General features: G+C 52.7%; 35 protein-coding genes. 4 read left to right on the top strand and 31 right to left on the bottom strand.

Annotated features, from left to right (window positions below; genetic code table 11):
• Nucleotides 1–8: 8 nt before the first annotated feature.
• On the top strand, nucleotides 9–1316 hold the full coding sequence (lysA, locus tag QQJ87_RS03510; protein WP_284279982.1) for a diaminopimelate decarboxylase: 1308 nt from the start codon (nucleotides 9–11) through the stop codon (nucleotides 1314–1316).
• On the opposite strand, the gene msrQ is transcribed toward lysA, so the two are convergent.
• The 5 genes from msrQ to QQJ87_RS03485 form a co-directional block, all read right to left on the bottom strand.
• A complete protein-coding gene (msrQ, locus tag QQJ87_RS03505) occupies nucleotides 1313–1924 on the bottom strand; it encodes a protein-methionine-sulfoxide reductase heme-binding subunit MsrQ (protein WP_284279981.1) in 612 nt (203 codons plus the stop codon). The two genes, lysA and msrQ, sit on opposite strands and share 4 nt — an antisense overlap.
• A complete protein-coding gene (msrP, locus tag QQJ87_RS03500; RefSeq protein WP_284279979.1) occupies nucleotides 1915–2955 on the bottom strand; it encodes a protein-methionine-sulfoxide reductase catalytic subunit MsrP in 1041 nt (346 codons plus the stop codon). The genes msrQ and msrP overlap by 10 nt, the downstream gene beginning before the upstream one ends.
• Before the next feature lie 68 nt (nucleotides 2956–3023).
• The gene (gene ccsB / locus QQJ87_RS03495) at nucleotides 3024–4373 is read right to left on the bottom strand and encodes a c-type cytochrome biogenesis protein CcsB (RefSeq protein WP_284279978.1); all 1350 of its coding nucleotides are present in this window, start codon (nucleotides 4371–4373) and stop codon (nucleotides 3024–3026) included.
• Complete coding sequence (locus tag QQJ87_RS03490) at nucleotides 4370–6556, bottom strand: cytochrome c biogenesis protein ResB (RefSeq protein ID WP_284279977.1); 2187 nt, start codon at nucleotides 6554–6556, stop codon at nucleotides 4370–4372. The genes ccsB and QQJ87_RS03490 overlap by 4 nt, the downstream gene beginning before the upstream one ends.
• A gap of 67 nt (nucleotides 6557–6623) precedes the next feature.
• Nucleotides 6624–7262, bottom strand: a complete 639-nt coding sequence (locus QQJ87_RS03485) for a c-type cytochrome (protein ID WP_431310069.1) — start codon at nucleotides 7260–7262, stop codon at nucleotides 6624–6626.
• 115 nt (nucleotides 7263–7377) lie between these two features.
• On the opposite strand from QQJ87_RS03485, the gene yihA reads away from it, so the two are divergent.
• Genes yihA through QQJ87_RS03470 form a run of 3 tightly spaced genes read left to right on the top strand, consistent with a single transcriptional unit; the run spans nucleotide 7378 to nucleotide 10097 of the window.
• Nucleotides 7378–8046 carry a ribosome biogenesis GTP-binding protein YihA/YsxC gene (yihA, locus tag QQJ87_RS03480; RefSeq protein ID WP_284279974.1) on the top strand — a complete coding sequence of 223 codons (669 nt, stop codon included), beginning with the start codon at nucleotides 7378–7380 and terminating at the stop codon, nucleotides 8044–8046.
• Nucleotides 8043–9038, top strand: a complete 996-nt coding sequence (hemB, locus tag QQJ87_RS03475; RefSeq protein WP_284279972.1) for a porphobilinogen synthase — start codon at nucleotides 8043–8045, stop codon at nucleotides 9036–9038. The genes yihA and hemB overlap by 4 nt, the downstream gene beginning before the upstream one ends.
• Nucleotides 9039–9044: 6 nt before the next feature.
• Nucleotides 9045–10097, top strand: coding sequence for a magnesium transporter CorA family protein (locus QQJ87_RS03470; protein WP_284279971.1), 1053 nt, complete (start codon nucleotides 9045–9047; stop codon nucleotides 10095–10097).
• A gap of 5 nt (nucleotides 10098–10102) precedes the next feature.
• Here the strand turns inward: QQJ87_RS03470 and dsbD are convergent, their stop codons facing one another.
• The 26 genes from dsbD to rplV form a co-directional block, all read right to left on the bottom strand.
• On the bottom strand, nucleotides 10103–11986 hold the full coding sequence (gene dsbD / locus QQJ87_RS03465; protein ID WP_284279970.1) for a protein-disulfide reductase DsbD: 1884 nt from the start codon (nucleotides 11984–11986) through the stop codon (nucleotides 10103–10105).
• A gap of 4 nt (nucleotides 11987–11990) precedes the next feature.
• Nucleotides 11991–12755, bottom strand: a complete 765-nt coding sequence (locus tag QQJ87_RS03460; protein ID WP_284279968.1) for an ABC transporter permease — start codon at nucleotides 12753–12755, stop codon at nucleotides 11991–11993.
• Entirely contained in the window at nucleotides 12748–13665 is a 918-nt protein-coding gene (locus QQJ87_RS03455) for an ATP-binding cassette domain-containing protein (protein WP_284279965.1), read from the bottom strand. Before QQJ87_RS03455 ends, QQJ87_RS03460 begins: the two co-directional genes overlap by 8 nt.
• Before the next feature lie 168 nt (nucleotides 13666–13833).
• Nucleotides 13834–14229 carry a 50S ribosomal protein L17 gene (gene rplQ / locus QQJ87_RS03450; protein ID WP_284279964.1) on the bottom strand — a complete coding sequence of 132 codons (396 nt, stop codon included), beginning with the start codon at nucleotides 14227–14229 and terminating at the stop codon, nucleotides 13834–13836.
• Nucleotides 14230–14261: 32 nt separating this feature from the next.
• On the bottom strand, nucleotides 14262–15242 hold the full coding sequence (locus QQJ87_RS03445) for a DNA-directed RNA polymerase subunit alpha (RefSeq protein WP_284279963.1): 981 nt from the start codon (nucleotides 15240–15242) through the stop codon (nucleotides 14262–14264).
• Nucleotides 15243–15309: 67 nt separating this feature from the next.
• Nucleotides 15310–15933 carry a 30S ribosomal protein S4 gene (rpsD, locus tag QQJ87_RS03440; protein WP_284279962.1) on the bottom strand — a complete coding sequence of 208 codons (624 nt, stop codon included), beginning with the start codon at nucleotides 15931–15933 and terminating at the stop codon, nucleotides 15310–15312.
• Nucleotides 15934–16001: 68 nt separating this feature from the next.
• A complete protein-coding gene (gene rpsK / locus QQJ87_RS03435; RefSeq protein WP_284279961.1) occupies nucleotides 16002–16397 on the bottom strand; it encodes a 30S ribosomal protein S11 in 396 nt (131 codons plus the stop codon).
• Nucleotides 16398–16423: 26 nt separating this feature from the next.
• Nucleotides 16424–16789 (bottom strand): 30S ribosomal protein S13, encoded by a 366-nt coding sequence (rpsM, locus tag QQJ87_RS03430; protein ID WP_284279960.1) that lies wholly within the window; start codon nucleotides 16787–16789, stop codon nucleotides 16424–16426.
• Nucleotides 16790–16806: 17 nt separating this feature from the next.
• Nucleotides 16807–16920 carry a 50S ribosomal protein L36 gene (rpmJ, locus tag QQJ87_RS03425; protein ID WP_284279959.1) on the bottom strand — a complete coding sequence of 38 codons (114 nt, stop codon included), beginning with the start codon at nucleotides 16918–16920 and terminating at the stop codon, nucleotides 16807–16809.
• A 23-nt stretch (nucleotides 16921–16943) separates the two neighbouring features.
• Entirely contained in the window at nucleotides 16944–17162 is a 219-nt protein-coding gene (gene infA / locus QQJ87_RS03420; protein WP_008249415.1) for a translation initiation factor IF-1, read from the bottom strand.
• Nucleotides 17163–17165: 3 nt separating this feature from the next.
• On the bottom strand, nucleotides 17166–18488 hold the full coding sequence (secY, locus tag QQJ87_RS03415; protein ID WP_414674810.1) for a preprotein translocase subunit SecY: 1323 nt from the start codon (nucleotides 18486–18488) through the stop codon (nucleotides 17166–17168).
• A gap of 16 nt (nucleotides 18489–18504) precedes the next feature.
• On the bottom strand, nucleotides 18505–18939 hold the full coding sequence (gene rplO, locus QQJ87_RS03410) for a 50S ribosomal protein L15 (RefSeq protein ID WP_284279952.1): 435 nt from the start codon (nucleotides 18937–18939) through the stop codon (nucleotides 18505–18507).
• Nucleotides 18939–19121: a 50S ribosomal protein L30 gene (gene rpmD / locus QQJ87_RS03405; protein ID WP_284279951.1), complete on the bottom strand. Its 183-nt coding sequence runs from the start codon at nucleotides 19119–19121 to the stop codon at nucleotides 18939–18941. The genes rplO and rpmD overlap by 1 nt, the downstream gene beginning before the upstream one ends.
• Before the next feature lies 1 nt (nucleotide 19122).
• Complete coding sequence (rpsE, locus tag QQJ87_RS03400; RefSeq protein WP_284279949.1) at nucleotides 19123–19647, bottom strand: 30S ribosomal protein S5; 525 nt, start codon at nucleotides 19645–19647, stop codon at nucleotides 19123–19125.
• A 9-nt stretch (nucleotides 19648–19656) separates the two neighbouring features.
• Entirely contained in the window at nucleotides 19657–20019 is a 363-nt protein-coding gene (gene rplR / locus QQJ87_RS03395) for a 50S ribosomal protein L18 (protein ID WP_284279948.1), read from the bottom strand.
• Between the two features lie 18 nt (nucleotides 20020–20037).
• Complete coding sequence (rplF, locus tag QQJ87_RS03390; RefSeq protein WP_284279946.1) at nucleotides 20038–20571, bottom strand: 50S ribosomal protein L6; 534 nt, start codon at nucleotides 20569–20571, stop codon at nucleotides 20038–20040.
• Between the two features lie 10 nt (nucleotides 20572–20581).
• Nucleotides 20582–20977: a 30S ribosomal protein S8 gene (gene rpsH / locus QQJ87_RS03385; protein ID WP_284279945.1), complete on the bottom strand. Its 396-nt coding sequence runs from the start codon at nucleotides 20975–20977 to the stop codon at nucleotides 20582–20584.
• A gap of 12 nt (nucleotides 20978–20989) precedes the next feature.
• A complete protein-coding gene (gene rpsN / locus QQJ87_RS03380; RefSeq protein WP_284279944.1) occupies nucleotides 20990–21295 on the bottom strand; it encodes a 30S ribosomal protein S14 in 306 nt (101 codons plus the stop codon).
• 8 nt (nucleotides 21296–21303) lie between these two features.
• Nucleotides 21304–21843, bottom strand: a complete 540-nt coding sequence (gene rplE / locus QQJ87_RS03375; RefSeq protein WP_284279942.1) for a 50S ribosomal protein L5 — start codon at nucleotides 21841–21843, stop codon at nucleotides 21304–21306.
• Between the two features lie 10 nt (nucleotides 21844–21853).
• A complete protein-coding gene (rplX, locus tag QQJ87_RS03370) occupies nucleotides 21854–22165 on the bottom strand; it encodes a 50S ribosomal protein L24 (RefSeq protein WP_284279940.1) in 312 nt (103 codons plus the stop codon).
• A gap of 7 nt (nucleotides 22166–22172) precedes the next feature.
• Nucleotides 22173–22541 (bottom strand): 50S ribosomal protein L14, encoded by a 369-nt coding sequence (rplN, locus tag QQJ87_RS03365; protein ID WP_284279939.1) that lies wholly within the window; start codon nucleotides 22539–22541, stop codon nucleotides 22173–22175.
• 106 nt (nucleotides 22542–22647) lie between these two features.
• Nucleotides 22648–22920, bottom strand: coding sequence for a 30S ribosomal protein S17 (rpsQ, locus tag QQJ87_RS03360; protein ID WP_284279937.1), 273 nt, complete (start codon nucleotides 22918–22920; stop codon nucleotides 22648–22650).
• Nucleotides 22917–23111, bottom strand: a complete 195-nt coding sequence (gene rpmC / locus QQJ87_RS03355; RefSeq protein WP_284280083.1) for a 50S ribosomal protein L29 — start codon at nucleotides 23109–23111, stop codon at nucleotides 22917–22919. The genes rpsQ and rpmC overlap by 4 nt, the downstream gene beginning before the upstream one ends.
• Before the next feature lie 2 nt (nucleotides 23112–23113).
• Nucleotides 23114–23530: a 50S ribosomal protein L16 gene (gene rplP, locus QQJ87_RS03350; protein ID WP_284280082.1), complete on the bottom strand. Its 417-nt coding sequence runs from the start codon at nucleotides 23528–23530 to the stop codon at nucleotides 23114–23116.
• 13 nt (nucleotides 23531–23543) lie between these two features.
• Nucleotides 23544–24344, bottom strand: coding sequence for a 30S ribosomal protein S3 (gene rpsC / locus QQJ87_RS03345; protein WP_284279936.1), 801 nt, complete (start codon nucleotides 24342–24344; stop codon nucleotides 23544–23546).
• 9 nt (nucleotides 24345–24353) lie between these two features.
• Nucleotides 24354–24683 (bottom strand): 50S ribosomal protein L22, encoded by a 330-nt coding sequence (rplV, locus tag QQJ87_RS03340; RefSeq protein ID WP_284279935.1) that lies wholly within the window; start codon nucleotides 24681–24683, stop codon nucleotides 24354–24356.
• Nucleotides 24684–24685 lie beyond the last annotated feature (2 nt).

The raw sequence follows: 24685 nt of genomic DNA, 5'->3' as shown, positions 1-24685 counted from the left end.
ATTCTACCGTGCAAAACAACCAAGTCGCCCCAAGCAGCCTGTCGCGTCACCTTCAATTTCTGGGCTCGCCGGCCAAACTCCATATCGAACACGCCGACCTGCAGAGCCTGGCGACACAGTTCGGTACGCCTTTGTACGTGTACAGCGGGGCGGAAATTCGGGACGCCTTTCAGAGTTATGCCCAAGCCTGCAAAGGCCTGGCCGAGGTCACCATCTGTTACGCGGTTAAAGCCAACTCCAATATTCACATTCTGAAGTTGCTGGCCGATGAGGGTGCGGGTTTTGACATTGTCTCCGCCGGTGAACTTGCCCGCATCATCGCGGCCGGGGCTTCGCCAGCCAAAGCGGTGTTTGCCGGGGTTGGAAAAACAGTCGAAGAAATTACCTACGCCCTGAACCAGGGTGTGGGCTGCTTCAATGTCGAATCCGAACAGGAAATGCACCGCATTGCCGAGGTGGCTGAGAAGCTGGGCAAGCCAGCGAAGGTCTCTCTGCGTGTCAACCCCGATGTGGATGCCAAAACGCACCCCTACATTTCCACAGGCCTGAAAGAAAACAAATTCGGCATCAGCATGCAGCTGGCACCCCGCGTGTACGCTTTTGCAAACGCACACCCCTTCCTGCAGGTACACGGCATCGACTGCCACATCGGGTCTCAATTGACCGATGCCAGTCCCTACTTCGATGCCCTGGACCGTGTGTTGGCGCTGCTCGACCAATTGGCCACACAAGGTATTCACATTCACCACCTGGATCTTGGCGGTGGCATTGGTATTCGGTACCGAGACGAAACTCCCCCCAAACCAGCGGACGTGCTGCCCAAACTGATCGAAAAAATCCGGCACTGGGCTGCACAGTCCGGGCGCGCCATGCCCAGCCTTTCGTTCGAGCCCGGCCGCTCGATTGTCGGAAACGCAGGCGTGTTGTTAACGCAGGTTGAATTCTTGAAGCAAAATGAAGACAAGAATTTTGCCATTGTGGATGCAGCCATGAACGACCTGATGCGCCCCGCCATGTACGAGGCTTTCCACGGCGTCACACCACTGATCATCGAACAAGACAAGCCAAGCGCCGTCTATGACGTCGTAGGACCAGTGTGCGAATCGGGAGACTGGCTTGCACGCAACCGTGAACTGGCCGTCGCACCGGGCGACGTGTTGGCAATCCTGTCTGCGGGTGCCTACGGGCAAACCATGGCATCCAATTACAACAGCCGGGGGCGTGCTGCCGAAATACTGATCGACAAGGGTCAGGTTCGCTTGATCCGCAAGCGCGAAACCATCGAGGACCAGCTGCGTTGCGAGCAAAACCTCTAAGCTGAATCCAGTGCCGATCGCGAGGCTGACCGGCGCAGCCTTGCGACTACTCGGTAGCCCAGCAAACTGGTCAACACCGCTGCATAAATCAGCGGATCCTCCAGCAGGTTTTTGTCCCACTTCAACCACAGGTAATGCCCCACCGCCAAAGGCGCGGCCAGATAAGCCAGGCGATGAATCACTTTCCACCTTTGCGCACCAAGCCGCCGAACCACGCGCTTCGGCGATGTACAAGCCAACACCAGCAAAGTCAGCAAAGCGGCCATACCCAGCATCACATAGGGACGCTTGGTCAAGTCTTTCAATATCTCTGACCACAACAAAGACCTGTCCAAAAACAGGTAGATCGAAAAGTGCAAAACTGCATAGGAAAAGCCAAACAAACCCAGCGTTCTTCTTAAGGGGGCGAGCTCATGACGACCGGTGAGCGTCCGCAGAGGCGTAACCGCCAAACTGGCCAACAGAAAATTCAGCGCCCAGCTGCCGGTTTCGTGCTCCAGTGTCTCAACGGGGTTGGCACCCAGATTTACCGTGAATGCCCCTAGCAAAAGCCACAAAAAAGGCAGGCTGCACAACAGCCATGCCAGCCGTCTCACATTCAGAACCACTTTCGCAAATCCATTCCTTTGTAAAGGCTGGCCACCTGTTCACCATAGCCATTGAACATCTCGGTTTTACGTCGCGGAGTGAACAGGCCACCCAAGGCCCCCTCGCCCAATCGGCGCTCTGTGGCCTGGCTCCAGCGTGGGTGATCCACCGTCGGATTGACATTGGAATAAAAGCCGTACTCTCTGGGATTGGCGGCATTCCAGCTGGTTGCCGGTTGCTGCTCCACCAATCTGATTTTCACGATCGACTTCGCACTTTTGAATCCGTATTTCCAGGGCACGATGAGCCTGACGGGCGCACCGCTCTGATTCGGCAATACCTTGCCATACTGGCCAAAGGTCAGAAGGGTGAGTTCGTTGTATGCCTCGTCAATGCGAAGCCCTTCTTTGTAGGGCCATTCCAGCACGGGCGAGGCCACACCAGGCATCTGTTTGGGGTCGGCCAGTGAATAAAAGGCAATGTACTTGGCCTTGGATGTGGGCTCAACCGCCTTCAACAGGGCAGACAGCGGAAAACCAATCCAGGGCACAACGACAGACCAGGCTTCCACACAGCGCATCCGGTAAATGCGCTGCTCCATGGGTGCCAACTTCATCAGGGAGTCGATTTCAAATGTTCGGGGCTTTTTGACTTCACCCTCCACAATCACAGACCATGGCCTGGTTTGAAGGGTGTCGGCGTACCGAGCGGGGTCTTTTTTGTCGGTTCCAAACTCATAAAAATTATTGTAGGTGGTCACAATTTCAGAAGGGGTTGGCTTCTCGAGAGTCGACAAAGGACTGGGCCGAGCAGGCAGGTCGGGCAACTCCTCAAGCTTGGTGGACGACGCAAACGCATTGGCTGACCACAAGGTGCCTGCGGTGGCAGTGGCAGCCGCACCGAGGGTTGCACCCAAGCCAGACAACCCTTCCAAAGGCCCAGCCACAGAACCGGCACCCAGCGCCTGAATGAATTTGCGTCGCTTCATGAACACCTCCTCGGGTGTCACGTCCGACTCCTTCAGAAAATCCCAGCTGTGTCTGTTTGCCATAAAAAAACCCCCAAATGAACAACATCTAGGAGTTAGTCTAGCCGAAATACAATTTGTTCAATCGAAATTCACAGCTCACCGTAGGAATGCAAGCCCGACAGGAACATGTTGACCCCCAGAAACGCGAAGCCCGTGACCAGCAAACCGACCAGAGCCCAATAGGCAGCCACATTGCCCCGCAATCCCTTGACCAAACGCATGTGCAGCCAGGCTGCGTAATTCAGCCACACCACCAGCGCCCAGGTTTCTTTCGGGTCCCACTGCCAGTAGGCACCCCAAGCGTCAGCCGCCCACAGTGCGCCCAAAATGGTCGCTACAGTGAAAAACGCGAAGCCCACGGCAATCGACTTGTACATCAAGTCATCCAGCGTTTCCAGGGGCGGCAGTGCCTCTGCAATTCGACGCCTCATCAACAAAATGCCGCCTACAATCACGCACCCAATGCCGAAATACATACCCCAATAGACCGAGATGCCCTTGCCATGAAACACCAGAGGCTCGATGAACATCAATACGCCCAACGAACCAACCGGCACCAGGGCTTTCATGCTTGAGGTGTTGGCATGCACCTTTAACAGGTAAGCAAAAGCCACCATGGCCGCCAAAGAGAAAGTGCCATAACCAATAAAGTTTGCAGGCACGTGGATTTTCATCCACCAGCTTTGCAAAGCGGGCACAAGGGGCTGAATGGCATACGCCTGCCTTTCAACGCCATACCAGGCCAAAAAACCAACCGCACCGACCACCACCAGCAATACAAAAGCACCAAGCTGGCGGGTCTTGTAAACCTGTTCATAAAACAGATAAAACAAGCCAGTAATCAGCGAGAACAGCACGAACACTTCATACAGGTTTGAAACTGGAATGTGCCCCACATCCGCGCCGATCAGATAGCTTTCATACCAACGCACGAACATGCCAGTAAAGCCCATGCCAACAGCGCACCAGGTCAAGGCCGTACCCACAAAAGACGCCGTGGGTGACCTGCCCAGCAGCCCGAGCCAGTAACAGACTGTTGCGCAGACGAACATCACGCCCATCCAGAGAATGGCCGACTGACTGGACAACAGGTATTTCAGGAAGAACTTCTTTTCCCCGTTCTGCAAATCACCCGCATACGAAGACACACCGAGCAAACTGAGTGCAGCCACCACCAAGACGAGAATCTGCAAAGACCGCCAACGGTAGCCCATGTAGCTGACCACGGGCACAACAGCCCACAAAATGCCCATCTCATAGTAATTGATGGACTGCCCGTAGCGGTGCGTCACATACCCCGCAGCGGCTGCCATCAGTGCCGCAAACAGCACATCAAACCAACCCACCGATTTGCTAAACAATCCGGATCCCCGCGGATTTCCGCGTTCGCCACCCGCACCAGGTCCCGTGCCCTGTGCGTCAATCCAAGTTGAACTCATTCCTGCTTGCCTCCAGACTTCCCTTCATCCACGCCGTCGGCTCGTTCGTCGAGCTCTTTGACAATGCGCTGATATTCATTTTCAAAATCCATGGTCTTTCGCGTCGTCGACATTCCCATCCATACTTTAGACCCCTGCCCCTCTGGTGTCACCCAGAAAAACAAACGGCGCTCACGAATGTAAAACATCGAAAAGACCCCAATCACCAGCAGCAAACAGCCAGCGTACACCACCCATTGACCGGGTGCTTTGGCCACCTGAAATACACTGGCCTTCACTTCGTTGAACTGATCCATTTCGAGCAAAACAGGTGCACCGAAAAATGCGATGTCCGACAAACCCAATTGCGCATCCTGCACAAAGCGCCCCTCAAAGGCATTGGCTGCCACATCCGGCAATCCCGCTTTCTCGCGGGAAATCTGGTACAACTCCCACATGGAACCCTGAATCAGGCGAATCAACACGCTGCCAGCGGTTTCCCGATCCTTCTCAGGCACCGTTTTGTCAATGAAGCTGGCAATGGCGGCCAGACCACCAGGCTGACCATCCACGCCTGCAAATCGGTCCAATGCCTTGCTCGCACTGTCGGCAACTTTCGCCCGCAAATCTGGCGAATCGCCCTTCTGTCCAAAGGCCTGTGCCGCAAAACGCTCGGCGGCCTGACGCCGCAAAGCAGGGTCTTGCAACGCTGCCCGCAATCGCATGAATCCGGTGATTTGACCATCTTCATCCACAGGAATGCGCAAGTATTGAAAGTTGTCAGCGGGCGTGTCACGCATTCCCGCCAAGTAATACTGGGCACCATCCAGGGAGACCGGCAGCATGTAAGTCTTGAACTCTTTGGCCTGACCCGCCTTGTCCCGCAGTTTGTAAGTCACACTGGGCCCGATGTTCGTGAACCGATTTTTCTGATCGCGCTTAACCCCCGGGCCAACCACACTGGCCAGGTTTTTTTCAAACGCCTTCATGTCATCAGACAAGGCCACCGGGGCCGGGTTCCCCCCGTCCTTCGCACTTGCTTCCTTGTCGCTATTGTTGACCGGCATCGACTCCACGTTAATGGATTTAAAGCCCGTCAATTCCAGCGAGTACCGGTCATCGAACCCCTTCAGAGGCAGCGTGTCGCCAATCACACCGTTTAAAGACCCGGCGGTCGTGCCGGTTCCGCTCAGTGGAATGGCATTCAGCTTGACCTGCGTGCCACCATCGTCAAAGCTGGACTGATAGATGGTGACTCCGCGATAAACAAGCGGCTTGTTAACCTCAATGGTCGCATCAAAGCGCTTGTTGCGTTCAGGATCAAACACCTCAACATCGCTGGCAAACAGGCGCGGCATGCCAGTGCTGTAAAAATCAATCCTGAACTTTTTAAGCGTCAGCGAGAAGGGCAAATCCTGAATCAACAAACCATTGTCCGTGTTCAACACAGCCACTCGGCTGCTCTGGCCCTCCGGCAGCAGCAAGTTGGCCCGGTAACTTGGATTTGACACACCCAACCTGCTTTCTTGCGGAATCTGGTTAGAAATGAAACCACCCTGAACCGGCTTCTTATCCAGCGCCCAGATGGCCACTTTCAGGGGGACACCACTGTCCAGCAAGCCGCCAATGCAAATCACGATGATGGCCACGTGCGTAAACACATAACCGAGTCGATTCAGGCTGCCAGCCTTGGCAGCCACCATGGTGCCGCCATCCCTCTTGGACAATCGGACACGATAACCCTTGAACTTCAGCCATTCAGTGATTGTGTCAGGCAAAGTACCGGGCGATTGGGAAAACGTCCCCTGCCAACGGTGTGCAAAAGCATTCAGACTGCCTTCCCGGATGTTTTCGCGATAAACACGCATTTCCCGAATCATCTTCGGTGCGTTTCTCCACACACACAAAGAAGTAGAAGTCACCAGAAAAGCCATGACCGCGATGAACCAAGGGGCGTTGTAGATCTTGAAAAGCCCCAGAGACTGAAAAAACCCGGCCCAGAATGGTCCGAATTGATTGACGTAGTTCACCCATGGCTCGTTCTGGCGAACCATGGTGCCGATCGCGGATGCGACACAGATCAAAGTCAACAAGCTGATGGCAAAACGCATGGAACCCAGAAGTTCCATCCAGTTGGCCAACATGGATTGGCTTTTTCGGTGCTCTAGTCTGGGCTCACCCAAGGCACTGTTGCTTGCACTCAAACCCGGTCTTCCTCCAAAAAAAAGGGGCTAATCAGCCCCCTTTTCGACACTGTTTATACGCATTCGTTCAACGAAGGCCTGCCACATAATCAGCGACTGCTTTCATTTCCTTGTCGGACAGACGGGACGCGATCATGGACATGGCTTCATTGTTGTGACGTGTGCCCTGACTGAAAGCCACCAACTGGCTGTCTGTGTATTGCGCAAACTGACCACCAATGCGCGGATACTGTGACGGAATACCGGCACCAGTGGGCCCGTGACAACTGGCGCAGGCGGGCACCTTCTTCTCGGCGATTCCGCCCCTGTAGATACTCTGACCCAATTCAATCGTGTCTTTGTTCTTGGCTGAATCAGGCTTCATCTCCACGCTTGAAAGATAGGCTGCAATGTTGTGCATGTCCTCATCCGTCAGCGCCGCAGCCATGCCGTTCATGATGGCATTTTCGCGCTGGGGTTTTTGTTTGCCTGGCTCAACCTTGAAGTTTGCAAGCTGCTTGTACAGGTATTCAGGATGCTGACCAGCCAACTTGGGGTACATGGGTGAAGCGCTGTTGCCATCGGCCCCGTGGCACGCTGCGCACTGCGCAGTAAAAACGGTCTTGCCTTTGGCTGCATCATACTTTGGCATGCCGGCGGATTCCGCAGCATTTGCACTGGCACCGACGAAAAACAACGACGCAAAAATCGCAACGACATGTCGCATAGTTCAACCCATTTAAAAGTTAGCGAACCGCACCCGGACGAAATACCTGACAAAGAATTCTACAAACCTCAGATTATAAACACGCAAAATCATGATATGCATCTAAAATGCCGGTATGACACTCAATTTCCACAACACTCAGTTTGAAACCAGCGCCTCAAAAATGAGCGAATGCCCAGGCGCGATCGTGCCCGAAATCGTATTCGCGGGCAGGTCCAACGCAGGCAAATCAACGGCCATCAACACACTGTGCAAACAGCGCCAACTGGCCTACGCCAGTAAAACGCCCGGGCGCACCCAATTGCTGAACTTTTTTACCCTGCAGCTTCAAGGGCAAGTCATCGCCCGGCTGGTCGATCTGCCAGGCTACGGTTTTGCGCAACTGGCGCAAACAAGCCAAAGCGCCTGGGACCGCGAGCTGGGTGGTTATCTCGCCGAACGAGGCAGTCTGAAAGGCTGCGTACTTATTGTCGACAGCAGACGCGGACTGCAAGAACTGGACTTGGCCCTTCTGGATTGGGTGTCAAAGCGTCAACTTGCTGTTCACATTGTGCTCTCCAAATCAGACAAGCTGACCCGTCAGGAACAGATCCTGTGCAAGAGAAAAGTGGAATCGCAAGTCAAACCTTACGTTGAACTCGGACAGGCCGTTTCAGTCCAGTTGTGGTCTGCCTTGAAAAAATCCGGCATCGAAGCACTTGAGCTTCGCCTAAGCCACTGGATCTCACCAGAACAGTTTCCGCTGCCTGAAGTGCCACCTGCAACCAAACCCGTGACATCATGAGTCAAATTCTTCCCCATCGTCCCCGCAGACTTCGTCGAACCGATGCCTTGCGCCAGCTGGTCACCGAAAACCGATTAAGCAGCAGCGACCTGATTTATCCAGTGTTTCTGCTGCCAGGCTCAGGACAACGGCAAGCGGTGTCTTCCATGCCAGGCGTCGAGAGACTCTCGCTTGACCTTCTTTTCGAGCAGGCCGAACGCTGCCTGAAACTGCAGGTGCCCGTCATGGCGCTTTTTCCAGTCATCGAAGCCGAGAAAAAAACGGAAGATGGACGTGAGGCCACCAATCCGGATGGACTGGTTCCCACCGCGGTTCAAGCACTGAAAGCGCGGTTTCCCGAACTCGCATTGCTCACCGATGTGGCACTCGATCCTTTTACCACGCACGGACAAGACGGGGTCATCAATGATCAGGGTTATGTGCTGAATGATGAAACGGTGTCCATGCTCGAACAACAAGCGCTGGTGCAAGCCCAGGCAGGTGTCGACATCGTTGCGCCCAGCGACATGATGGATGGCCGAATTGGTGCCATTCGCCTTGCACTTGAGCACAAAGGCCTGATCCACACCAGCATCATGGCGTATTCCGCCAAGTACGCCTCCGGGTTCTATGGACCATTCCGCGACGCAGTGGGCTCTGGTGGCAATTTGGGCAAGGGCAACAAAAAGACCTATCAAATGAACCCGGCCAACAGCGACGAGGCCCTCCTTGAAGTCGGGCTCGACCTCGAAGAAGGGGCAGACATGGTCATGGTCAAACCCGGTATGCCTTATCTCGACATCCTCTGGCGCGTCAAAGAACACTTCGGACGCCCCACTTTTGCCTACCAAGTCAGTGGCGAATACGCCATGCTCAAGGCCGCTGCACTCAATGGCTGGCTAGACGAAAAATCCGTCGTGCTTGAATCGCTGCTGGCTTTTAAACGCGCAGGCGCAGATGGTGTACTGACCTACTTTGCACTTGACGTTGCCCAATGGCTTCGTGAGGGCTGATTAGGCATGGCATTCTGGTACCACCTGCAAAGCGGCGCAATCACGGCCCTGCAGCAGGCACCGACCGCACTGCCTGAGCAAGGGTTTTACTGGTTCGACTGCACGCTCGACGAAGATCTTGCCTGGGTGCCCGCCGTCGAATCGCTGTCCGGGTTGAGCATCGACGAGCTTCATCTTGAAGATCTCGCCAACCTCCAGCACCCCAGTCATTTCGACGTGGGGCCTGGCTACACCCTGCTGATCATTCGGTCACTGTCAACCAAACCCCTGTTCGATGACAACAACCGACTGAGCATTAAAACCCGTCCCGCATTCTTTGTGCTCAGCGACCGGCTTCTAGTCACCTATCGCTCTCAAGACAGCAAAACCTTTGAGGCGCTGCACCACTTCATTGAAAGTGGCACCATCCAGACCTCCAAGGGCGTCCGGTTTGCGGTCTCTGACCAGTTTTTAAAATTCAAAAAGCAACCCAAAAATGCCGAAGAAATGCTGATTCAAACCGTCAGCGGATTAATCGACCGGTATCTGGACATTCGTGCTGAAATTTCTGAGAAGCTAGATCGCTGGCAACGCGACCTATTGAATACACGCAGGCGCTTCGAAGACTGGGAGGCTCTTCTTTTTGCCCGAAACGAACTGATTCGTCTTGAGACAGTGGCAGAAGACCAAACAGACGCCCTGAGTGACTGGCTCGACTACCACTGCAAGAAAAGCAAATCCGACTCAACCATCGTTTTGAAGGCGAAAGACTCACTGGAGCATCTAGAGAGGGTGTCGGGCCTCGCTCGCAGACTGGGGGAAAGCACAGAAGCCGCCGTCCAGCTGCACTTTTCGGCAACTGCGCACAAGACCAATGAAATTGTCACCGTGTTGACCCTGCTGTCCGCCGTATTCATGCCCTTGACCCTGTTCACAGGTCTCTTTGGCATGAACTTCGACGACATGCCATTGCTGAAATCGCCTCATGGATTCTGGATCGCAGGTGCCATGATGGTTGCTTCCAGCCTTGGCCTGGTCATTCTGATCTGGCGTATACGCAACAAAGGCACTCGAAAGTAAAGGCTCTACAACTTTTGCTTCACGTCGCCCAGGGTTTTCAAAAACTTGTTGGCGTCTTCAAACCCGATCATCTGATGAACCGGATCCACCTGCCCTGGAGCAAAAAACAGCAAAGCGGGCGGTCCAAACAAGGAGTACCGCTTCATCAACGCCTTGTCGGCCTCTGAGTTCTTGGTCACATCGACGCGGTATCTGGCGTATCCCTCCAGACCCGCAGCCACCCTGGGGTCGGTCAACGTGAACAACTCAAACTCCTTGCAACTCACACACCATTCGGCGTAAAAATCCAAAACCACAGGTTTGGTGGATGCCTTCAAGGCTGCATCAACAGCGCTGCTTTCAATCGGCTGAAACTCAATGGCATGCCCGCTTGAAGCAGGTCCCGACTGGCCATACTTGGACGCCCCCAACCCAGCCAAAGGCGAGAGCAAACTGTTGGCCTGGGAAGCAAAACCCACCAAATAAATGGCAGCAGCCGCCGCCGCCAGCATCGCCAATGCTCGGGCCACTACTGCGCTACCGGCTTGTAGACTAATCGTACTTGGCAAACCAACCCACAAGGCTGACGCCACCGCAAAGCCAAGAACAGACCAGGCCAGCATCATCCACTGAGTGGAAGCCACAGGGGTCACAGTCCACAAGGCCACGCCGATTAGCAAGAAGCCAAAGGTTACCGAAATGACGTTCATCCATTGACCTGCTTTCGGCAATGCGCTGCCTGCGCCTGCGGCCACAAGAACCATGGGTAGCCCCATCCCCAAAGCCAGCAAAAACAGCGCCGCACCGCCTAACAACGCATTCCCGGACTTGCCAATAAACAGCAACGCACCTGCCAACGGGGGTGCCACACAGGGGCCCAACAACAAGGCAGACAGCACTCCCATCAACAACACGGGGGCGAACGAGCCACCCTTGAGTGCTCCAGTCTTGTTCTGCAACCAGGTCTGCAAACTCGCGGGAATCTGTATGGAATAACCAGCCAACATCGCCACGCCCAAGGCGGCCAACAATGCGCCAAAGCTCCAGAGCACCGCTGGTGTTTGCAGGGCTACAACCAGGCTTTCACCCGACAATCCGGCCACTACCCCCAACACTGAATAAGTGAGGGCCATGCCCAACACATAGACCAGCGCCAGCAAGACTGGCCGCCATCGACTGCTTGCCCTCTTTGCATCGCCCAACACAAGGCTGGTCACGATGGGCAGCATCGGAAAGGTGCAGGGCGTAAACGCCAGCAACAGTCCCAATCCAAAAAAGCTTAGCAAGACCACCCAAGCGGACTCTGTTGCCAGCTGATCTGCCAGTTGGCTTGCTGAATCTGTGGAAATGGCAGACCCGGAATCGGCTATCGGGAGAGGCTGAGGTCGAGATTTTTCGACAGTGGCGCCATCCAGCAATACATCTCTTGACGGACGATCTCTTTGAAAAAGCTTGTCCATCAATCCGGCCGACCGGAATGGAATCTCAACTGGCATGGGCGGGTAACACAAACCAGCGTCGGCACAGCCTTGCACCACCAGCTTCCCGGCAGGCTGATTCGTCGATTTGCCGAGGCTGTATTTCAACTGAAAGGACAACTCGCCCCTGAGCGCCTCGATTTCATGATTCAGATTTTTATCAAACTTCACCTGCCCATGGGGCAATCCAACAAACTCCAGTGCCTCAACACCATTGCCAGGTTGCAGGGCGAATCGCTCACGATACAGGTAATAGCCTTCATGCACCTGAATGCTGACATCGGCCAGACAGTCAGTCGTACAACTTGCATCCTGTGGCTTGATTTCCACCTTGAATGCCTGATCTGGCGGCAAGAAATCTTCCGCATGGGCAAGCCAGGCAGTCCCTGCCAACACGACCGCAAAAATGCTTTTGATCCAAAACCTGTCCATCTGCTTACCCCAATTTCACAAACCGCTTTCGGGTTAGATATACGGCCAGAGCCAAGCCAGCGACCATGTATGCAAAAACCCAAAACAACATCGACACACCATAAAGCCATTGCCCCTGATAAACGGCGCGCAGTGCATCCACCACAAATGACAAGGGTAGAACCTCCGCCACGGCATGTAACCAATCGGGCAAGCGGTCCCTCGGGAAGAATGCGCCCGACAGAAAGGTCATCGGCGTCACCACCAGCGTGAAATAGAACATGAAAAAATCATATCCCGGCGCCTTGGCATTGACACACAAAGCCAGGGCCGAAAACATCGCTCCTGCCACGATGAGGAACGGCCAAGCCATCAACCAGAAGGATGGTGTCCCAACCCCCAACACGGCAACCACCAACAACATCAAACCGGTGCTGATGGCGCTTTTGGTGGCTGCCCAAGCCCATTCACCCAACACCACTTCATGAAGTCGGACCGGTGTGTTCATGATGCCATTCCAGGTCTTTTGAACGTGCATTCGTGAAAACGCCGAGTAAAGTGCCTCAAACGTTGCGGCATTCATGGCACTGACACCCAATGCACCCACAGCAAGGTAATGCAAATAGGGAAGCCCCCCTACTCTGGGCAACATCGAGCCAAGACCCAACCCAAAAGCCAGCAAGGCCATCACAGGATCAATCACATTGCCCAGCAACGAGGGGACTGCCAATTTCCGCCAGACCAGTGAATTTCTGGCCCACACCCTGTACACAGCGAACCAATTAGTCATCGCGCAAATCTCGTCCGGTCAAATGAAAAAACACGTCCTCAAGGTTACTTGGACGGAAAAGGTATTCGATTCCATCGGGTTTCAGCGCATTCAACTTGTCCAGAAACTGCCTGGCAAGATCACCAAACAGGTAAAAGGTCTCACCGCGCTGCATCGGTGCTTCCTCTGCAGCGACCAAGCGAGTAACCCAATGCTGGGCCTTCATTCCCCAAACCTCCAACACAGGTCCCTTGACGAATTGCTCAATCAACTCCACGGGGGATCCTTGGGCCACAATGACGCCGCGATCAATCACAATCACGCGATCCGCTAGCCGCTGTGCTTCATCCATATAATGGGTGGTCAGGAAAAGCGACAAGCCTGCACGCTTGAGCTGGATTAACCGCTCCCACATCAAATGCTTGGCCTGTGGATCAAGCGCAGTGGTCGGCTCATCAAGAAACAACAACCTGGGTGTGTTGATCAAGGCACGTGCCAAAGTCAGTCGACGCCTCATGCCCCCCGAGAGCACGCTAACGCCCTCGGCACGTCTCGACTTGAGCGCGGCAAAGTCGAGCAGCTCCTCAGTGCGCTCTGCGAGTTGCGGCTTGCCAACGCCAAAATACGTGCCGAAAACCCGCAGGTTTTCCTCAACCGTAAAATCGGGATCAAGGGCATCATACTGGGGCACTACACCGACTTCATAGCGAGCCAGATGGGCGTCAGACTGATCGCGGGAGGCCAGCAAATGCACCTCGCCGCTGCTTGGGGTCATGAGCCCCAAGGCCAGTTGAATGATGGTGGATTTTCCAGCGCCATTGGGGCCCAACAAGGCAATGCATTCACCTTCTTGCAAACGCAGGGAAATGTCCTTCAATACTTCACGATCACCAAAACGCTTGGAAACAGAAGTGAAACTGAGTACATCCAAGATATCTACCTATCCAAAATACCTACAACCAAAATGGCCGACCGAGCTCATCATACAGCCCAAAACAAAAAGCCGCGCTGACCTGAAGTCAACACGGCTGATTGAATGCTTTCGCGAAGCCTACGTCAGATTGTCACTGAACGGCAATCAAACACGGGCAATCCGAATTTAAACCTCTTCGGAAGCTTCTACGACTTCGCCACCTTCTGGACGGTCAACAAGCTCAACAAGAGCCATAGGCGCATTGTCACCCTTGCGGAAGCCAAACTTCAGAACACGCATGTAGCCACCAGGACGGGTTGCGTAACGTGGGCCAAGCTCATTGAACAGCTTAACCACCATGTCACGATCACGCAGACGATCGAATGCAAGGCGCTTGTTGGCCAAAGTAGGCTTCTTGCCCAAGGTCAGGATAGGCTCAGCAACCTTTCTCAACTCTTTGGCCTTGGGGAGCGTGGTTTTAATGACTTCGTGACGCAGCAAGGCGTTGGTCAGGTTTCTGAACATGGCCAAACGATGGCTGCTTGTACGATTTAGTTTACGTAATCCGTGACGGTGACGCATTTCTCTATTCCTTCAATCTATCAAAGGCAAGCTCAAGGCTTGTCCAAACCAGCGGGCGGCCAGTTTTCTAGTTTCATACCGAGTGTCAGACCGCGTGCAGCCAACACCTCTTTGATTTCATTCAATGACTTGCGACCCAGGTTTGGAGTCTTGAGCAACTCATTTTCGGTGCGCTGAATCAAATCGCCGATGTAATAAATGTTCTCAGCCTTCAAGCAGTTCGCAGAACGCACTGTCAATTCCAGATCATCCACAGGACGCAACAGGATCGGATCAACCTGAGGTGCACGTGTTGCCACCTCTGGCTCTGCAGTATTCTCAAGGGCAGCAAACACAGACAGCTGCTCCACCAGAATACGGGCTGCATGGCGAATCGACTCTTCAGGAGACAGTACGCCGTTGGTTTGAATCGACATCACCAGACGATCCAGATCGGTGCGTTGCTCAACCCGGGCACTTTCCACCAGATAAGACACGCGCTTGACCGGACTAAAAGAGGCGTCCAACACGATGCGACCGATTGCCTTGCTTGGCTCGTCTGGGAAACGACGAACGGAACCCGGCACATAACCCCGACCTTTCTCAACCTTGATCTGCATATCAAGCTTGCCGCCTTGGGACAAATGAGCAATCACGTGATCGGGATTAATAATCTCGACGTCGTGCGGTAGCTCAATGTCACCAGCGGTGACAACACCCTCAGTTTCCTTTTTCAGAGTCACAGTGACAACGTCCCGTGATTCCAGTTTGAAAACGATCCCTTTCAGGTTCAACAGCAAATCGACTACATCTTCCTGCACGCCGTCCAGCGTGGAATACTCGTGCACCACACCCGCAATTGACACCTCAGTGGGCGCGTAACCGATCATTGAAGAGAGCAACACACGACGCAGTGCGTTGCCGAGAGTGTGGCCATAACCACGCTCAAACGGCTCCATCACGACCTTGGCACTGCCAGGACCTGTGGTTTCAACTTCAACAATCCTGGGCTTTAACAAGCTGGCATTAAACATCAAACATCCTCATCAATACCCTCGGCTCGTTACACCGATAAGGCTGGTTGGACCATTAAAAATCTGATTAGCGTGAATACAATTCGACGATCAAGCTTTCGTTGATTTCCTGAGACAAATCAGCACGATCAGGAACGCTCTTGAATGAGCCTTCCAGCTTCTTCGCGTCAACAGAAACCCATGAAGGGAAACCGCTCTGTTCAGCCAGAGACAGTGACTCTTGGATGCGCGCCTGCTTCTTGGCTTTTTCGCGAACACTCACGACGTCATTGGGCTTTACTGAGTAGGAAGGGATGTTCACAACCTGTCCATTCACAGTGATCGCCTTGTGGCTGACCAATTGGCGTGCTTCAGAGCGAGTCGCACCGTAGCCCATGCGGAACACCACGTTGTCCAAACGGGACTCGAGCAACTGAAGCAATGTTTCACCAGTATTGCCCTTGCGGCGTGAAGCCTCGGCAAAGTAGCGGCGGAACTGCTTTTCCAACACACCGTACATGCGCTTAACCTTCTGCTTTTCACGCAGTTGAAGGCCGTAGTCGGATGTGCGCGCACCAGAGGTGCGACCGTGCTGACCTGGCTTGGAATCGAGCTTGCACTTGGAGTCAAGACTACGACGTGTGCTCTTCAAACCCAGATCTGTCCCTTCACGGCGGGACAACTTACATTTTGGACCAATATATCTAGCCACTTGAAACCTCTTTCATTACGCGGATGGAACCGCTTCAGTTCACTGATGTGAACAATGGTCTTAAAAAATCAGATGCGACGACGCTTGGGAGGACGACATCCGTTGTGTGGTACAGGAGTAACGTCGCTAATGCTAGTCACTTTGATACCCAAACCGTTCAAGGCACGAACGCTTGACTCACGACCGGGACCAGGTCCCTTGATACGCACTTCAACTGTTTTAATGCCACATTCTTGGGCCGCTTTACCAGCAACTTCTGCAGCCACCTGTGCCGCAAATGGAGTGGATTTACGAGAACCCTTAAAACCCTGAGCACCAGAAGTTGACCACGCCAAAGCGTTGCCCTGACGGTCAGTAATTGTGATGATGGTGTTGTTAAATGAAGCGTGCACGTGCGCGATGCCGTCAGAAATATTCTTTTTGACTTTCTTGCGTCCACGTGAATTGGCTTGTCCTTTGGCCATGTCCTTAACCTTCCCTTATCTACGGATTATTTCTTCAAAGCGATACCAGCGCGCTTTGGTCCCTTGCGGGTGCGAGCATTGGTACGCGTACGCTGGCCTCGAACTGGCAAACCCTTGCGATGACGGAAGCCACGATAACAACCAAGGTCCATCAATCGCTTGATGCTCATGGTCACTTCGCGACGCAAATCACCCTCAACAACGTACTTGGCAACCTCGTCACGCAATCTTTCCAGATCGGCGTCATCGAGGTCCTTGACCTTTTTGTTCTCAGCAATTGAAGTCGCTTCGCAAATCTTGCGTGCGGTTGAGCGACCAATACCAAAAATAGCGGTCAGACCGATTACGGTGTGCTGATGGCTTGGAATGTTAATGCCGGCAATACGAGCCATATGGAATACCCCTTAAATTAACCTTGACGTTGCTTATGACGTGCATCTTCACAGATGACGCGAACAACGCCCTTGCGCTTGATTACTTTGCACTTCCTGCAAATCTTTTTTACAGAAGCCTGAACTTTCATGGCTAACTCCAATAAAGAGCGATTTACTTCGCTCGGAATACAATACGAGCTCGAGACAGATCGTATGGCGTTAATTCCACAGTCACCTTATCACCAGGCAAAATCCGGATGTAATTCATCCTCATTTTCCCTGAAATATGTCCGAGCACCACATGACCATTTTCGAGCTTCACTCGGAAAGTGGCGTTGGGAAGGTTTTCAACAACCTCACCCTGCATTTGGATTACATCGTCTTTAGACAATCATTACCTCGTCAACCCAGAACCCTTGAAGTTTGATTTCTTCAAGAGACTGTCATACTGCTGCGACATCACGAAGGCTTGTACCTGAGCCATGAAGTCCATAGCAACCACAACAATGATCAGCAAAGATGTACCGCCAAAATAAAACGGCACGCTGAGCCCCAAAACAAGAAACTCGGGTAACAAACACACCAAGGTGATGTAAACAGCGCCGACCAGCGTAAGCCGAGTCAGTACCTTGTCGATGTATTTGGACGTCTGTTCGCCTGGACGAATACCTGGCAAAAACGCTCCGCTCTTCTTCAAATTGTCTGCAGTCTCTCGGCTGTTGAACACCAAGGCCGTATAAAAAAAGCAGAAAAACACAATAGCGGACGCATACAGCAACATGTAAAGGGGATGCCCAGGCGACAGGGTCTGGGACACACCCTTCAGAAACTCCACAACTCTACCCGTACCTGTGCCGAACCAGCTTGACAGCGTAGCGGGCAACAAAATAATACTCGAGGCGAAAATGGGTGGGATGACCCCAGCCATGTTCAATTTCAGGGGCAAATGCGACGACTGACCCTGATAAACCCGATTTCCGACCTGACGCTTCGCGTAGTTGACTGTGATCTTTCTTTGGGCACGTTCAACGAAAACAACCACGTAGGTAACGCCAGCAGCAAGCACACAAATGAACAGGGCAACAAGCGCACTTAAGGCACCTGTGCGCACCAATTCAAACAACCCACCCAGCGCACCCGGCAAACCAGCTGCAATACCACCAAAAATCAGGATCGAAATGCCATTGCCCAGCCCACGTTCCGTGATTTGCTCACCCAACCACATCAAAAACATGGTCCCCGTGACCAACGAAACAGCAGTCGTGAAACGAAAAGCCATGCCGGGGTCAATCACCAAACCAGCCTGGGACTCCAGCGCCACAGAAATACCAATGGCTTGGAAGGTTGCCAGAAAGAAAGTACCGTAACGTGTGTACTGAGTAATCTTTCTGCGTCCCTGCTCGCCCTCTTTCTTCAGCGCTTCCAGAGAAGGCACTACAACGCTCATCAATTGCATAACAATCGACGCGGAGATGTAGGGCATGATCCCCAAAGCGAATACCGTGAACCTAGACAGCGCACCACCCGAAAACATGTTGAACATGCCGAGAATTCCGCCCTGCTGGGAGTCAAACAGACTCTTCAGCTGAACTGGATCGATTCCAGGCACTGGAATGTGTGCGCCCACTCGATAAACAATCAAGGCAAGCAGCAAGAAAACCAATCGTTTACGCAGATCGGAAAACTTGCTTGACCCTGCTAATGTTGACGGATTAATTGCCACTGGCTGCCCTTTACGCGCTTACAGAACCACCGGCTGCGGTAATCGCTTCCAGTGCGCCCTTAGTGGCTTTGATACCGTTCAGCGATACTGCCTTGGAAATTGTTCCGGCCAGAATCACCTTGACCGCCTGAGCACGCGCTGGAACCAGACCGGCACTCTTCAAAGTCAAAAGATCGATTTGATCAACAGCCAATTCCTGCAGATCACCCAACCTCACCTCAACTGAAAAAGGCGCAATACGAGACTTGAATCCACGCTTGGGAAGACGACGATGCATTGGCATCTGGCCGCCCTCAAAGCCGACCTTGTGAAAGCCACCAGCCCGAGATTTTTGACCCTTGTGTCCACGACCTGCAGTTTTACCGAGACCAGAACCAATGCCACGACCTACACGGCGCCTATTGAATTTACTGCCTTCAGCAGGCTTGATTGTATTCAGTTCCATCACGCAGCCTCCACCTTCAACAGGTAGCTTACCTTGTTGATCATCCCGCGAACTTCAGGCGTATCAACCAAGACGCGACTGCTGTTCAGTTTACGCAAACCCAAACCTTTAACGGTGTCTCTATGGGCCTGCTGGGTACCAATTACACTCTTCACAAGTGTTACTTTGACGTTAGCGCTCATATCAAGCCTCAAATAACTTTTCCACAGACAGACCGCGCTTCGCAGCAATCTCTGATGGAGTTTTCAACTTGGACAGCGCGTCCAGTGTGGCGCGCACAAGGTTGTAAGGATTAGAAGAACCGTGACTCTTGGCCACGATGTTTCTAACACCAACCACCTCCAAGACGGCACGCATGGGTCCACCAGCGATAATGCCAGTACCCTCTTGAGCGGGCGCCAAGAAAACCTTGGACGCACCATGACGACCAAACACCGTGTGGTGAATGGTGCCGTCTCTCAAAGACACGCCAGCCATTTGCCGACGAGCCTGCTCCATGCCCTTTTGAACAGCGACAGGCACTTCACGAGACTTGCCCTTGCCCATACCGACCTGACCATCGCCGTCACCAACTACTGTGAGCGCTGCGAAGCCCAGAATACGACCACCCTTCACCACTTTTGTTACGCGGTTAACGGCGATCATCTTCTCTTTCAGACCGTCATCGCGAGCCTCTGGAGCAGCATTCTTACCTTGCATTCTTGCCATGATAACCTCTTAGAATTTAAGACCGGCTTCACGAGCCGCTTCGGCCAATTCCTTGACCCGACCATGATAGGCAAAGCCAGAACGGTCAAACGCAACCTCAGTCACACCAGCCGCCAAGGCACGCCTCGCAACGGCAGCACCGACCAGCGCTGCAGCAGCTTTGTTGGAACCTGGCTTTCCGCCGAGTTCAGCCTTGATCTCTTTGTCGGTACTTGAAGCAGCGACAAGAACCTTTCCACCATCAGCCGAATGAACCGCCGCATAAATGTGCGAATTGGAACGGAATACACACAGTCTGCTTGCGCCAGCAAGCGCAATCCTTCTGCGAGTTTGCTTGGCACGACGAAGGCGTGCCTCTTTTTTAGTTTCCATGATTTATCCTTCGGAGCCTTATTTCTTCTTAGTCTCTTTGATAACCACACGCTCGTTGGCATAACGAACGCCCTTGCCCTTGTAGGGCTCTGGCGGACGATAACCACGAATCTCTGCTGCGGTCTGACCAATTACCTGCTTGTCTGGACCCTTCAAGATAATCTCAGTGGGAGTCGGGGTTTCCGCCTTCACTCCGGCCGGAAGCTGATGCTTGACGGGATGCGAGAAACCAAGAGCAAGGTTGAGCTCATTTCCCTGTACGGCGGCTTTGTAGCCAACGCCTACCAGTTGAAGCTTGCGCTCGAAACCCTTGTCCACACCCTGGACCATATTCGCCAGCAGAGCACGACTTGTACCTGCCTGAGCCATGGCGCCGGGAAGATCAGAAGATGTCGAAACTGACAGCACACCATCCTCAAACTTGGCGATAACCTGCGGATGCAAGTTCAGCTTTAGCTCGGCGGTAGACGATTTCACTGTAACCAACTGACCAGCCACTGTTACCTGGACAGACTTTGGCACCGCAATCGGAGCCTTCGCAACTCTTGACATTGCCCTCTCCTTAAGCGACGTAGCAGATGACTTCCCCACCGATACCGGTAGAGCGAGCCTTTCTGTCTGTCATCAAACCCTTGGATGTTGAAACGATTGCAACACCAAGACCATTCATTACCTGAGGAATGTCATTCTTGCCCTTGTAGATCCGGAGACCAGGCTTTGACACACGCTCAATCTTCTCAATGACTGGACGACCAGCATAGTATTTAAGCTCGACGCTCAAAACTGGTTTTGCAGCTTCGCCGATCACGGAGAAATTCTCGATATAACCTTCATCCTTCAACACTTGGGCAATGGCCACCTTCAGCTTTGAAGAAGGCATCTGGACAGACGTCTTCTCAACACCTTGCGCGTTGCGGATACGGGTCAACATATCGGCGATTGGATCACTCATACTCATATCATCAACCCCTTACCAACTTGCCTTTGTGAGCCCTGGAATTTCGCCACGCATGGCGATTTCACGGATCTTGTTTCTGGCCAAGCCAAACTGACGGAATGTGCCGCGTGGACGCCCTGTCAAGCCACAACGATTGCGGACTCGGGTAGGACTGGAATTTCTTGGAAGGGCCTGAAGCTTCAGACGAGCTTCATAACGCTCCACTTCGCTGACGGATTGGTCAGCGATAACGGCCTGAAGCGCCTTACGCTTTGCTGAGTACTTTTGTACGAGCTGAGCGCGCTTCTTCTCTCGATTAATTAAAGACAGTTTTGCCACAACTCACCTCAGTTACGGAAAGGGAACTTAAACGCAGACAGCAATGCCTTCGCTTCGTCATTGGTCTTTGCAGTCGTGGTAACACTAATGTTCAAACCACGCAGAGCGTCAATTTTGTCGTACTCGATTTCCGGAAAAATGATCTGCTCTTTGATACCGATGTTGTAGTTGCCTCGACCATCAAATGATTTGCCAGACACACCACGGAAGTCACGAACCCGAGGAAAAGCAATCGTTACAAGACGATCCAAGAATTCGTACATCTTTTCACCACGCAAGGTGACCATACAACCAACAGGATAGCCTTCGCGAATCTTGAAACCCGCAATCGCTTTTTTGGCCTTGGTTACAACGGGCTTTTGACCGGCAATTTTGGTGAGATCACCCACCGCCAACTCAATTACCTTTTTGTCATTGACTGCCTCACCGACGCCCATATTGAGGGTAATCTTGGTGATTCGGGGCACTTCCATGACAGACTTGTATGAAAACTGCTTGGTCAACTGACCAACGATTTCATTTCGATATAAATCTTGAAAACGTGACACGAAAATCCCCTTAAGCCAATTCGGCGCCAGTGGCGACCAATACTCTGACAGACTTGCCGTCTACCTTCTTAATGGCGACACGTGAAGGTTTACCAGTGGCCTTGTCGAACAGACTTACATTGGACTGGTCAATAGGCATGGTCTTTGTTACAACACCACCAACCTCACCCTTCATTGGGTTTGGCTTCTGATGCTTCTTCACTTCATTCACACCTTCAACCAGAAGATGCGTATCGTCTACGCGCGCCAAAACCACACCGCGCTTACCTTTGTCACGGCCACTCAGGACCACAACCTCATCACCTTTGCGAATTTTGTTCATAGCTTCCTCACAATACCTCTGGCGCCAGAGAAACGATCTTCATGAACTTCTCTGTACGGAGCTCACGCGTGACCGGGCCAAAAATACGGGTGCCGATTGGCTCAAGCTTTGCATTCAACAGCACTGCTGCATTGTCATCAAATTTGATCAACGCACCGTCAGGCCTGCGGACGCCTTTGGCAGTACGCACGACTACAGCGTTGTAAATTTCGCCTTTTTTAACTCGACCGCGCGGCGCCGCATCTTTTACGGAGACCTTAATGATGTCGCCAATTCCAGCGTAACGACGCTTGGAACCACCCAACACCTTAATGCACATAACTGCACGCGCACCTGTGTTATCGGCTACCTTGAGCCTAGATTGCATTTGTATCATTGATTTCTAACCAACTTAACCATCAGAATGGCCAGTTTTGGTCCCGCATGGGTTGAAAGGATAGCCTGCTATAGTAGCAGGCCGAATTTCATTTAACAAGCAAAAATTAGATAACTTTTGCTTTTTCCAACACTTTAGTCACACTCCAAGACTTGGTCTTGGAAATTGGACGGCCTTCAGAGATTTCAACCAGATCACCAGCCTGCACTTCATTGGACTCATCGTGCGCTGTGTATTTGTGTGACTTCACAATGTACTTGCCATAAATGGGGTGCTTGATGTTGTTCTCAACCTTCACCACCACTGACTTCGTCATCTTGTCACTGACAACGCGACCAACGAGCACCCTCTTCAGAGCTACTTTACCTTCTGTACTCATACAGACCTCTTCAATTCAGTCATCACAGTCTTAACGCGGGCGATGTCCTTGCGTACCTTCTTCAACTGTGAAGTGTTTGACAACTGCTGTGTTGCCACTTGCATTCTCAATGAAAACTGGGCTTTCAAAAGAGACTCCAGCTCCGCAGTCAATGCTGCCTTGTCTTTACCCCGTAATTCAGAAGCGTTCATCATTAACCTCCAATTTGACGAGTGACGAACACGGTGCGCAAAGGCAACTTTGCAGCCGCGAGGCGGAATGCCTCACGAGCAAGCTCTTCCGACACACCGTCCATTTCATAAAGAACCTTTCCAGGCTGGATTTCTGCAACGTAATACTCGACGTTACCTTTACCGTTACCCATACGAACTTCAGCGGGCTTGTTGGTAATTGGCTTGTCCGGGAACACACGAATCCAGATCTTACCGCCACGTTTAATGTGGCGGACCATGGCACGACGTGCTGACTCAATCTGACGGGCAGTCAAACGACCACGGTCCGTAGACTTCAGACCAAATTCACCAAATGAAACACTGGCGCCACGAGTGGCCAGACCGGTGTTACGACCCTTGTGTTCTTTCCTGTACTTGCGACGTGATGGCTGTAACATCATGCGCTCCTAACTACTGTTCCGAGGAAGATCCAGCAGCGGATGCTTCCTCCTTGTTAGACCCGCTAGCTGCTGCGCTAGCACCATCGGACTTCTTGCCACGACGAACGCCAGGACGACCGGCTGGACGACGAGGGCGACGATCTTCTTTTTCAGCTTCCGGGGCGGCGGCCAAAACGTCCGTGCGTCCCAAAGTGTCACCTTTGTATACCCAGACTTTGATACCGATGATCCCGTAGGTCGTAGAAGCTTCGCTGGTGGCGTAATCAATGTCTGCGCGCAGTGTGTGCAGAGGCACACGACCTTCGCGATACCACTCTGTTCGAGCAATCTCAATACCGTTCAAACGACCGGATGACATGATCTTGATACCCTGTGCACCCATGCGCATTGCATTTTGCATGGCGCGCTTCATAGCACGTCGGAACATAATCCGGCGCTCGAGTTGCTGAGAAATTCCATCAGCGATCAACTGAGCATCAATTTCAGGCTTGCGAACTTCTTCGATGTTCACATGCACAGGCACGCCGACCAACTTTTGCAAATCGGCCTTCAACAACTCGATGTCCTCACCTTTCTTACCGATGACCACACCAGGCCTGGCCGAATAAATGGTGACACGCGCGTTTTTCGCTGGGCGCTCAATCAATACACGTGCGACAGATGCGTTTTTCAACTTCTTCTTCAGAAAATCGCGGACCTTGATGTCCTCGATCAACATCTTAGAAAAATCGCGGTTTGAGGCATACCAACGAGAGGCCCAGTTGCGAGAAACTGCCAAACGGAATCCGGTTGGGTTAATTTTCTGACCCATGAAACCCCCTTAGTTACCAACGGTCACGTAAACGTGACAGGTTTGCTTCAAAATGCGGTTACCGCGTCCCTTGGCTCTGGCTGTGAATCGCTTAAGTACGGGACCCTCTTCGACGTAAATGGTCTTGACCTTCAGCTCATCGACATCAGCACCATCATTGTGCTCGGCGTTGGCAATAGCGCTCTCCAATACCTTCTTGACGATGAAAGCACCTTTTTGAGGAGAAAAAGCGAGAATATTCAACGCTTGGTCGACCTTTTTGCCACGGACCAAATCAGCTACCATTCGGCCCTTTTGTGCGGAGAGGCGCACACCCTTCAATACTGCACGAGTTTCCATGC

This window comes from Limnobacter litoralis (genome assembly GCF_030160455.1).
Classification (GTDB): domain Bacteria; phylum Pseudomonadota; class Gammaproteobacteria; order Burkholderiales; family Burkholderiaceae_B; genus Limnobacter; species Limnobacter litoralis.
Note: the sequence above shows the minus strand (reverse complement) of the source record. Positions and strands in the feature narration are given on the sequence as shown.

What these genes read in the sequence shown, in the direction of transcription:
- msrP (WP_284279979.1), bottom strand. Translation starts at nt 2,955, where the DNA reads ATGGCAAACAGACACAGCTGGGATTTTCTGAAGGAGTCGGACGTGACA.
- ccsB (WP_284279978.1), bottom strand. Translation starts at nt 4,373, where the DNA reads ATGAGTTCAACTTGGATTGACGCACAGGGCACGGGACCTGGTGCGGGT.
- QQJ87_RS03485 (WP_431310069.1), bottom strand. Translation starts at nt 7,262, where the DNA reads ATGCGACATGTCGTTGCGATTTTTGCGTCGTTGTTTTTCGTCGGTGCC.
- yihA (WP_284279974.1), top strand. Translation starts at nt 7,378, where the DNA reads ATGACACTCAATTTCCACAACACTCAGTTTGAAACCAGCGCCTCAAAA.
- hemB (WP_284279972.1), top strand. Translation starts at nt 8,043, where the DNA reads ATGAGTCAAATTCTTCCCCATCGTCCCCGCAGACTTCGTCGAACCGAT.
- QQJ87_RS03470 (WP_284279971.1), top strand. Translation starts at nt 9,045, where the DNA reads ATGGCATTCTGGTACCACCTGCAAAGCGGCGCAATCACGGCCCTGCAG.
- dsbD (WP_284279970.1), bottom strand. Translation starts at nt 11,986, where the DNA reads ATGGACAGGTTTTGGATCAAAAGCATTTTTGCGGTCGTGTTGGCAGGG.
- QQJ87_RS03460 (WP_284279968.1), bottom strand. Translation starts at nt 12,755, where the DNA reads ATGACTAATTGGTTCGCTGTGTACAGGGTGTGGGCCAGAAATTCACTG.
- rplQ (WP_284279964.1), bottom strand. Translation starts at nt 14,229, where the DNA reads ATGCGTCACCGTCACGGATTACGTAAACTAAATCGTACAAGCAGCCAT.
- QQJ87_RS03445 (WP_284279963.1), bottom strand. Translation starts at nt 15,242, where the DNA reads ATGTTTAATGCCAGCTTGTTAAAGCCCAGGATTGTTGAAGTTGAAACC.
- rpsK (WP_284279961.1), bottom strand. Translation starts at nt 16,397, where the DNA reads ATGGCCAAAGGACAAGCCAATTCACGTGGACGCAAGAAAGTCAAAAAG.
- rpsM (WP_284279960.1), bottom strand. Translation starts at nt 16,789, where the DNA reads ATGGCTCGTATTGCCGGCATTAACATTCCAAGCCATCAGCACACCGTA.
- rpmJ (WP_284279959.1), bottom strand. Translation starts at nt 16,920, where the DNA reads ATGAAAGTTCAGGCTTCTGTAAAAAAGATTTGCAGGAAGTGCAAAGTA.
- rplO (WP_284279952.1), bottom strand. Translation starts at nt 18,939, where the DNA reads ATGGAACTGAATACAATCAAGCCTGCTGAAGGCAGTAAATTCAATAGG.
- rpmD (WP_284279951.1), bottom strand. Translation starts at nt 19,121, where the DNA reads ATGAGCGCTAACGTCAAAGTAACACTTGTGAAGAGTGTAATTGGTACC.
- rpsE (WP_284279949.1), bottom strand. Translation starts at nt 19,647, where the DNA reads ATGGCAAGAATGCAAGGTAAGAATGCTGCTCCAGAGGCTCGCGATGAC.
- rplR (WP_284279948.1), bottom strand. Translation starts at nt 20,019, where the DNA reads ATGGAAACTAAAAAAGAGGCACGCCTTCGTCGTGCCAAGCAAACTCGC.
- rplF (WP_284279946.1), bottom strand. Translation starts at nt 20,571, where the DNA reads ATGTCAAGAGTTGCGAAGGCTCCGATTGCGGTGCCAAAGTCTGTCCAG.
- rpsH (WP_284279945.1), bottom strand. Translation starts at nt 20,977, where the DNA reads ATGAGTATGAGTGATCCAATCGCCGATATGTTGACCCGTATCCGCAAC.
- rplX (WP_284279940.1), bottom strand. Translation starts at nt 22,165, where the DNA reads ATGAACAAAATTCGCAAAGGTGATGAGGTTGTGGTCCTGAGTGGCCGT.
- rplN (WP_284279939.1), bottom strand. Translation starts at nt 22,541, where the DNA reads ATGATACAAATGCAATCTAGGCTCAAGGTAGCCGATAACACAGGTGCG.
- rpsQ (WP_284279937.1), bottom strand. Translation starts at nt 22,920, where the DNA reads ATGAGTACAGAAGGTAAAGTAGCTCTGAAGAGGGTGCTCGTTGGTCGC.
- rpmC (WP_284280083.1), bottom strand. Translation starts at nt 23,111, where the DNA reads ATGAACGCTTCTGAATTACGGGGTAAAGACAAGGCAGCATTGACTGCG.
- rplP (WP_284280082.1), bottom strand. Translation starts at nt 23,530, where the DNA reads ATGTTACAGCCATCACGTCGCAAGTACAGGAAAGAACACAAGGGTCGT.
- rpsC (WP_284279936.1), bottom strand. Translation starts at nt 24,344, where the DNA reads ATGGGTCAGAAAATTAACCCAACCGGATTCCGTTTGGCAGTTTCTCGC.
- rplV (WP_284279935.1), bottom strand. Translation starts at nt 24,683, where the DNA reads ATGGAAACTCGTGCAGTATTGAAGGGTGTGCGCCTCTCCGCACAAAAG.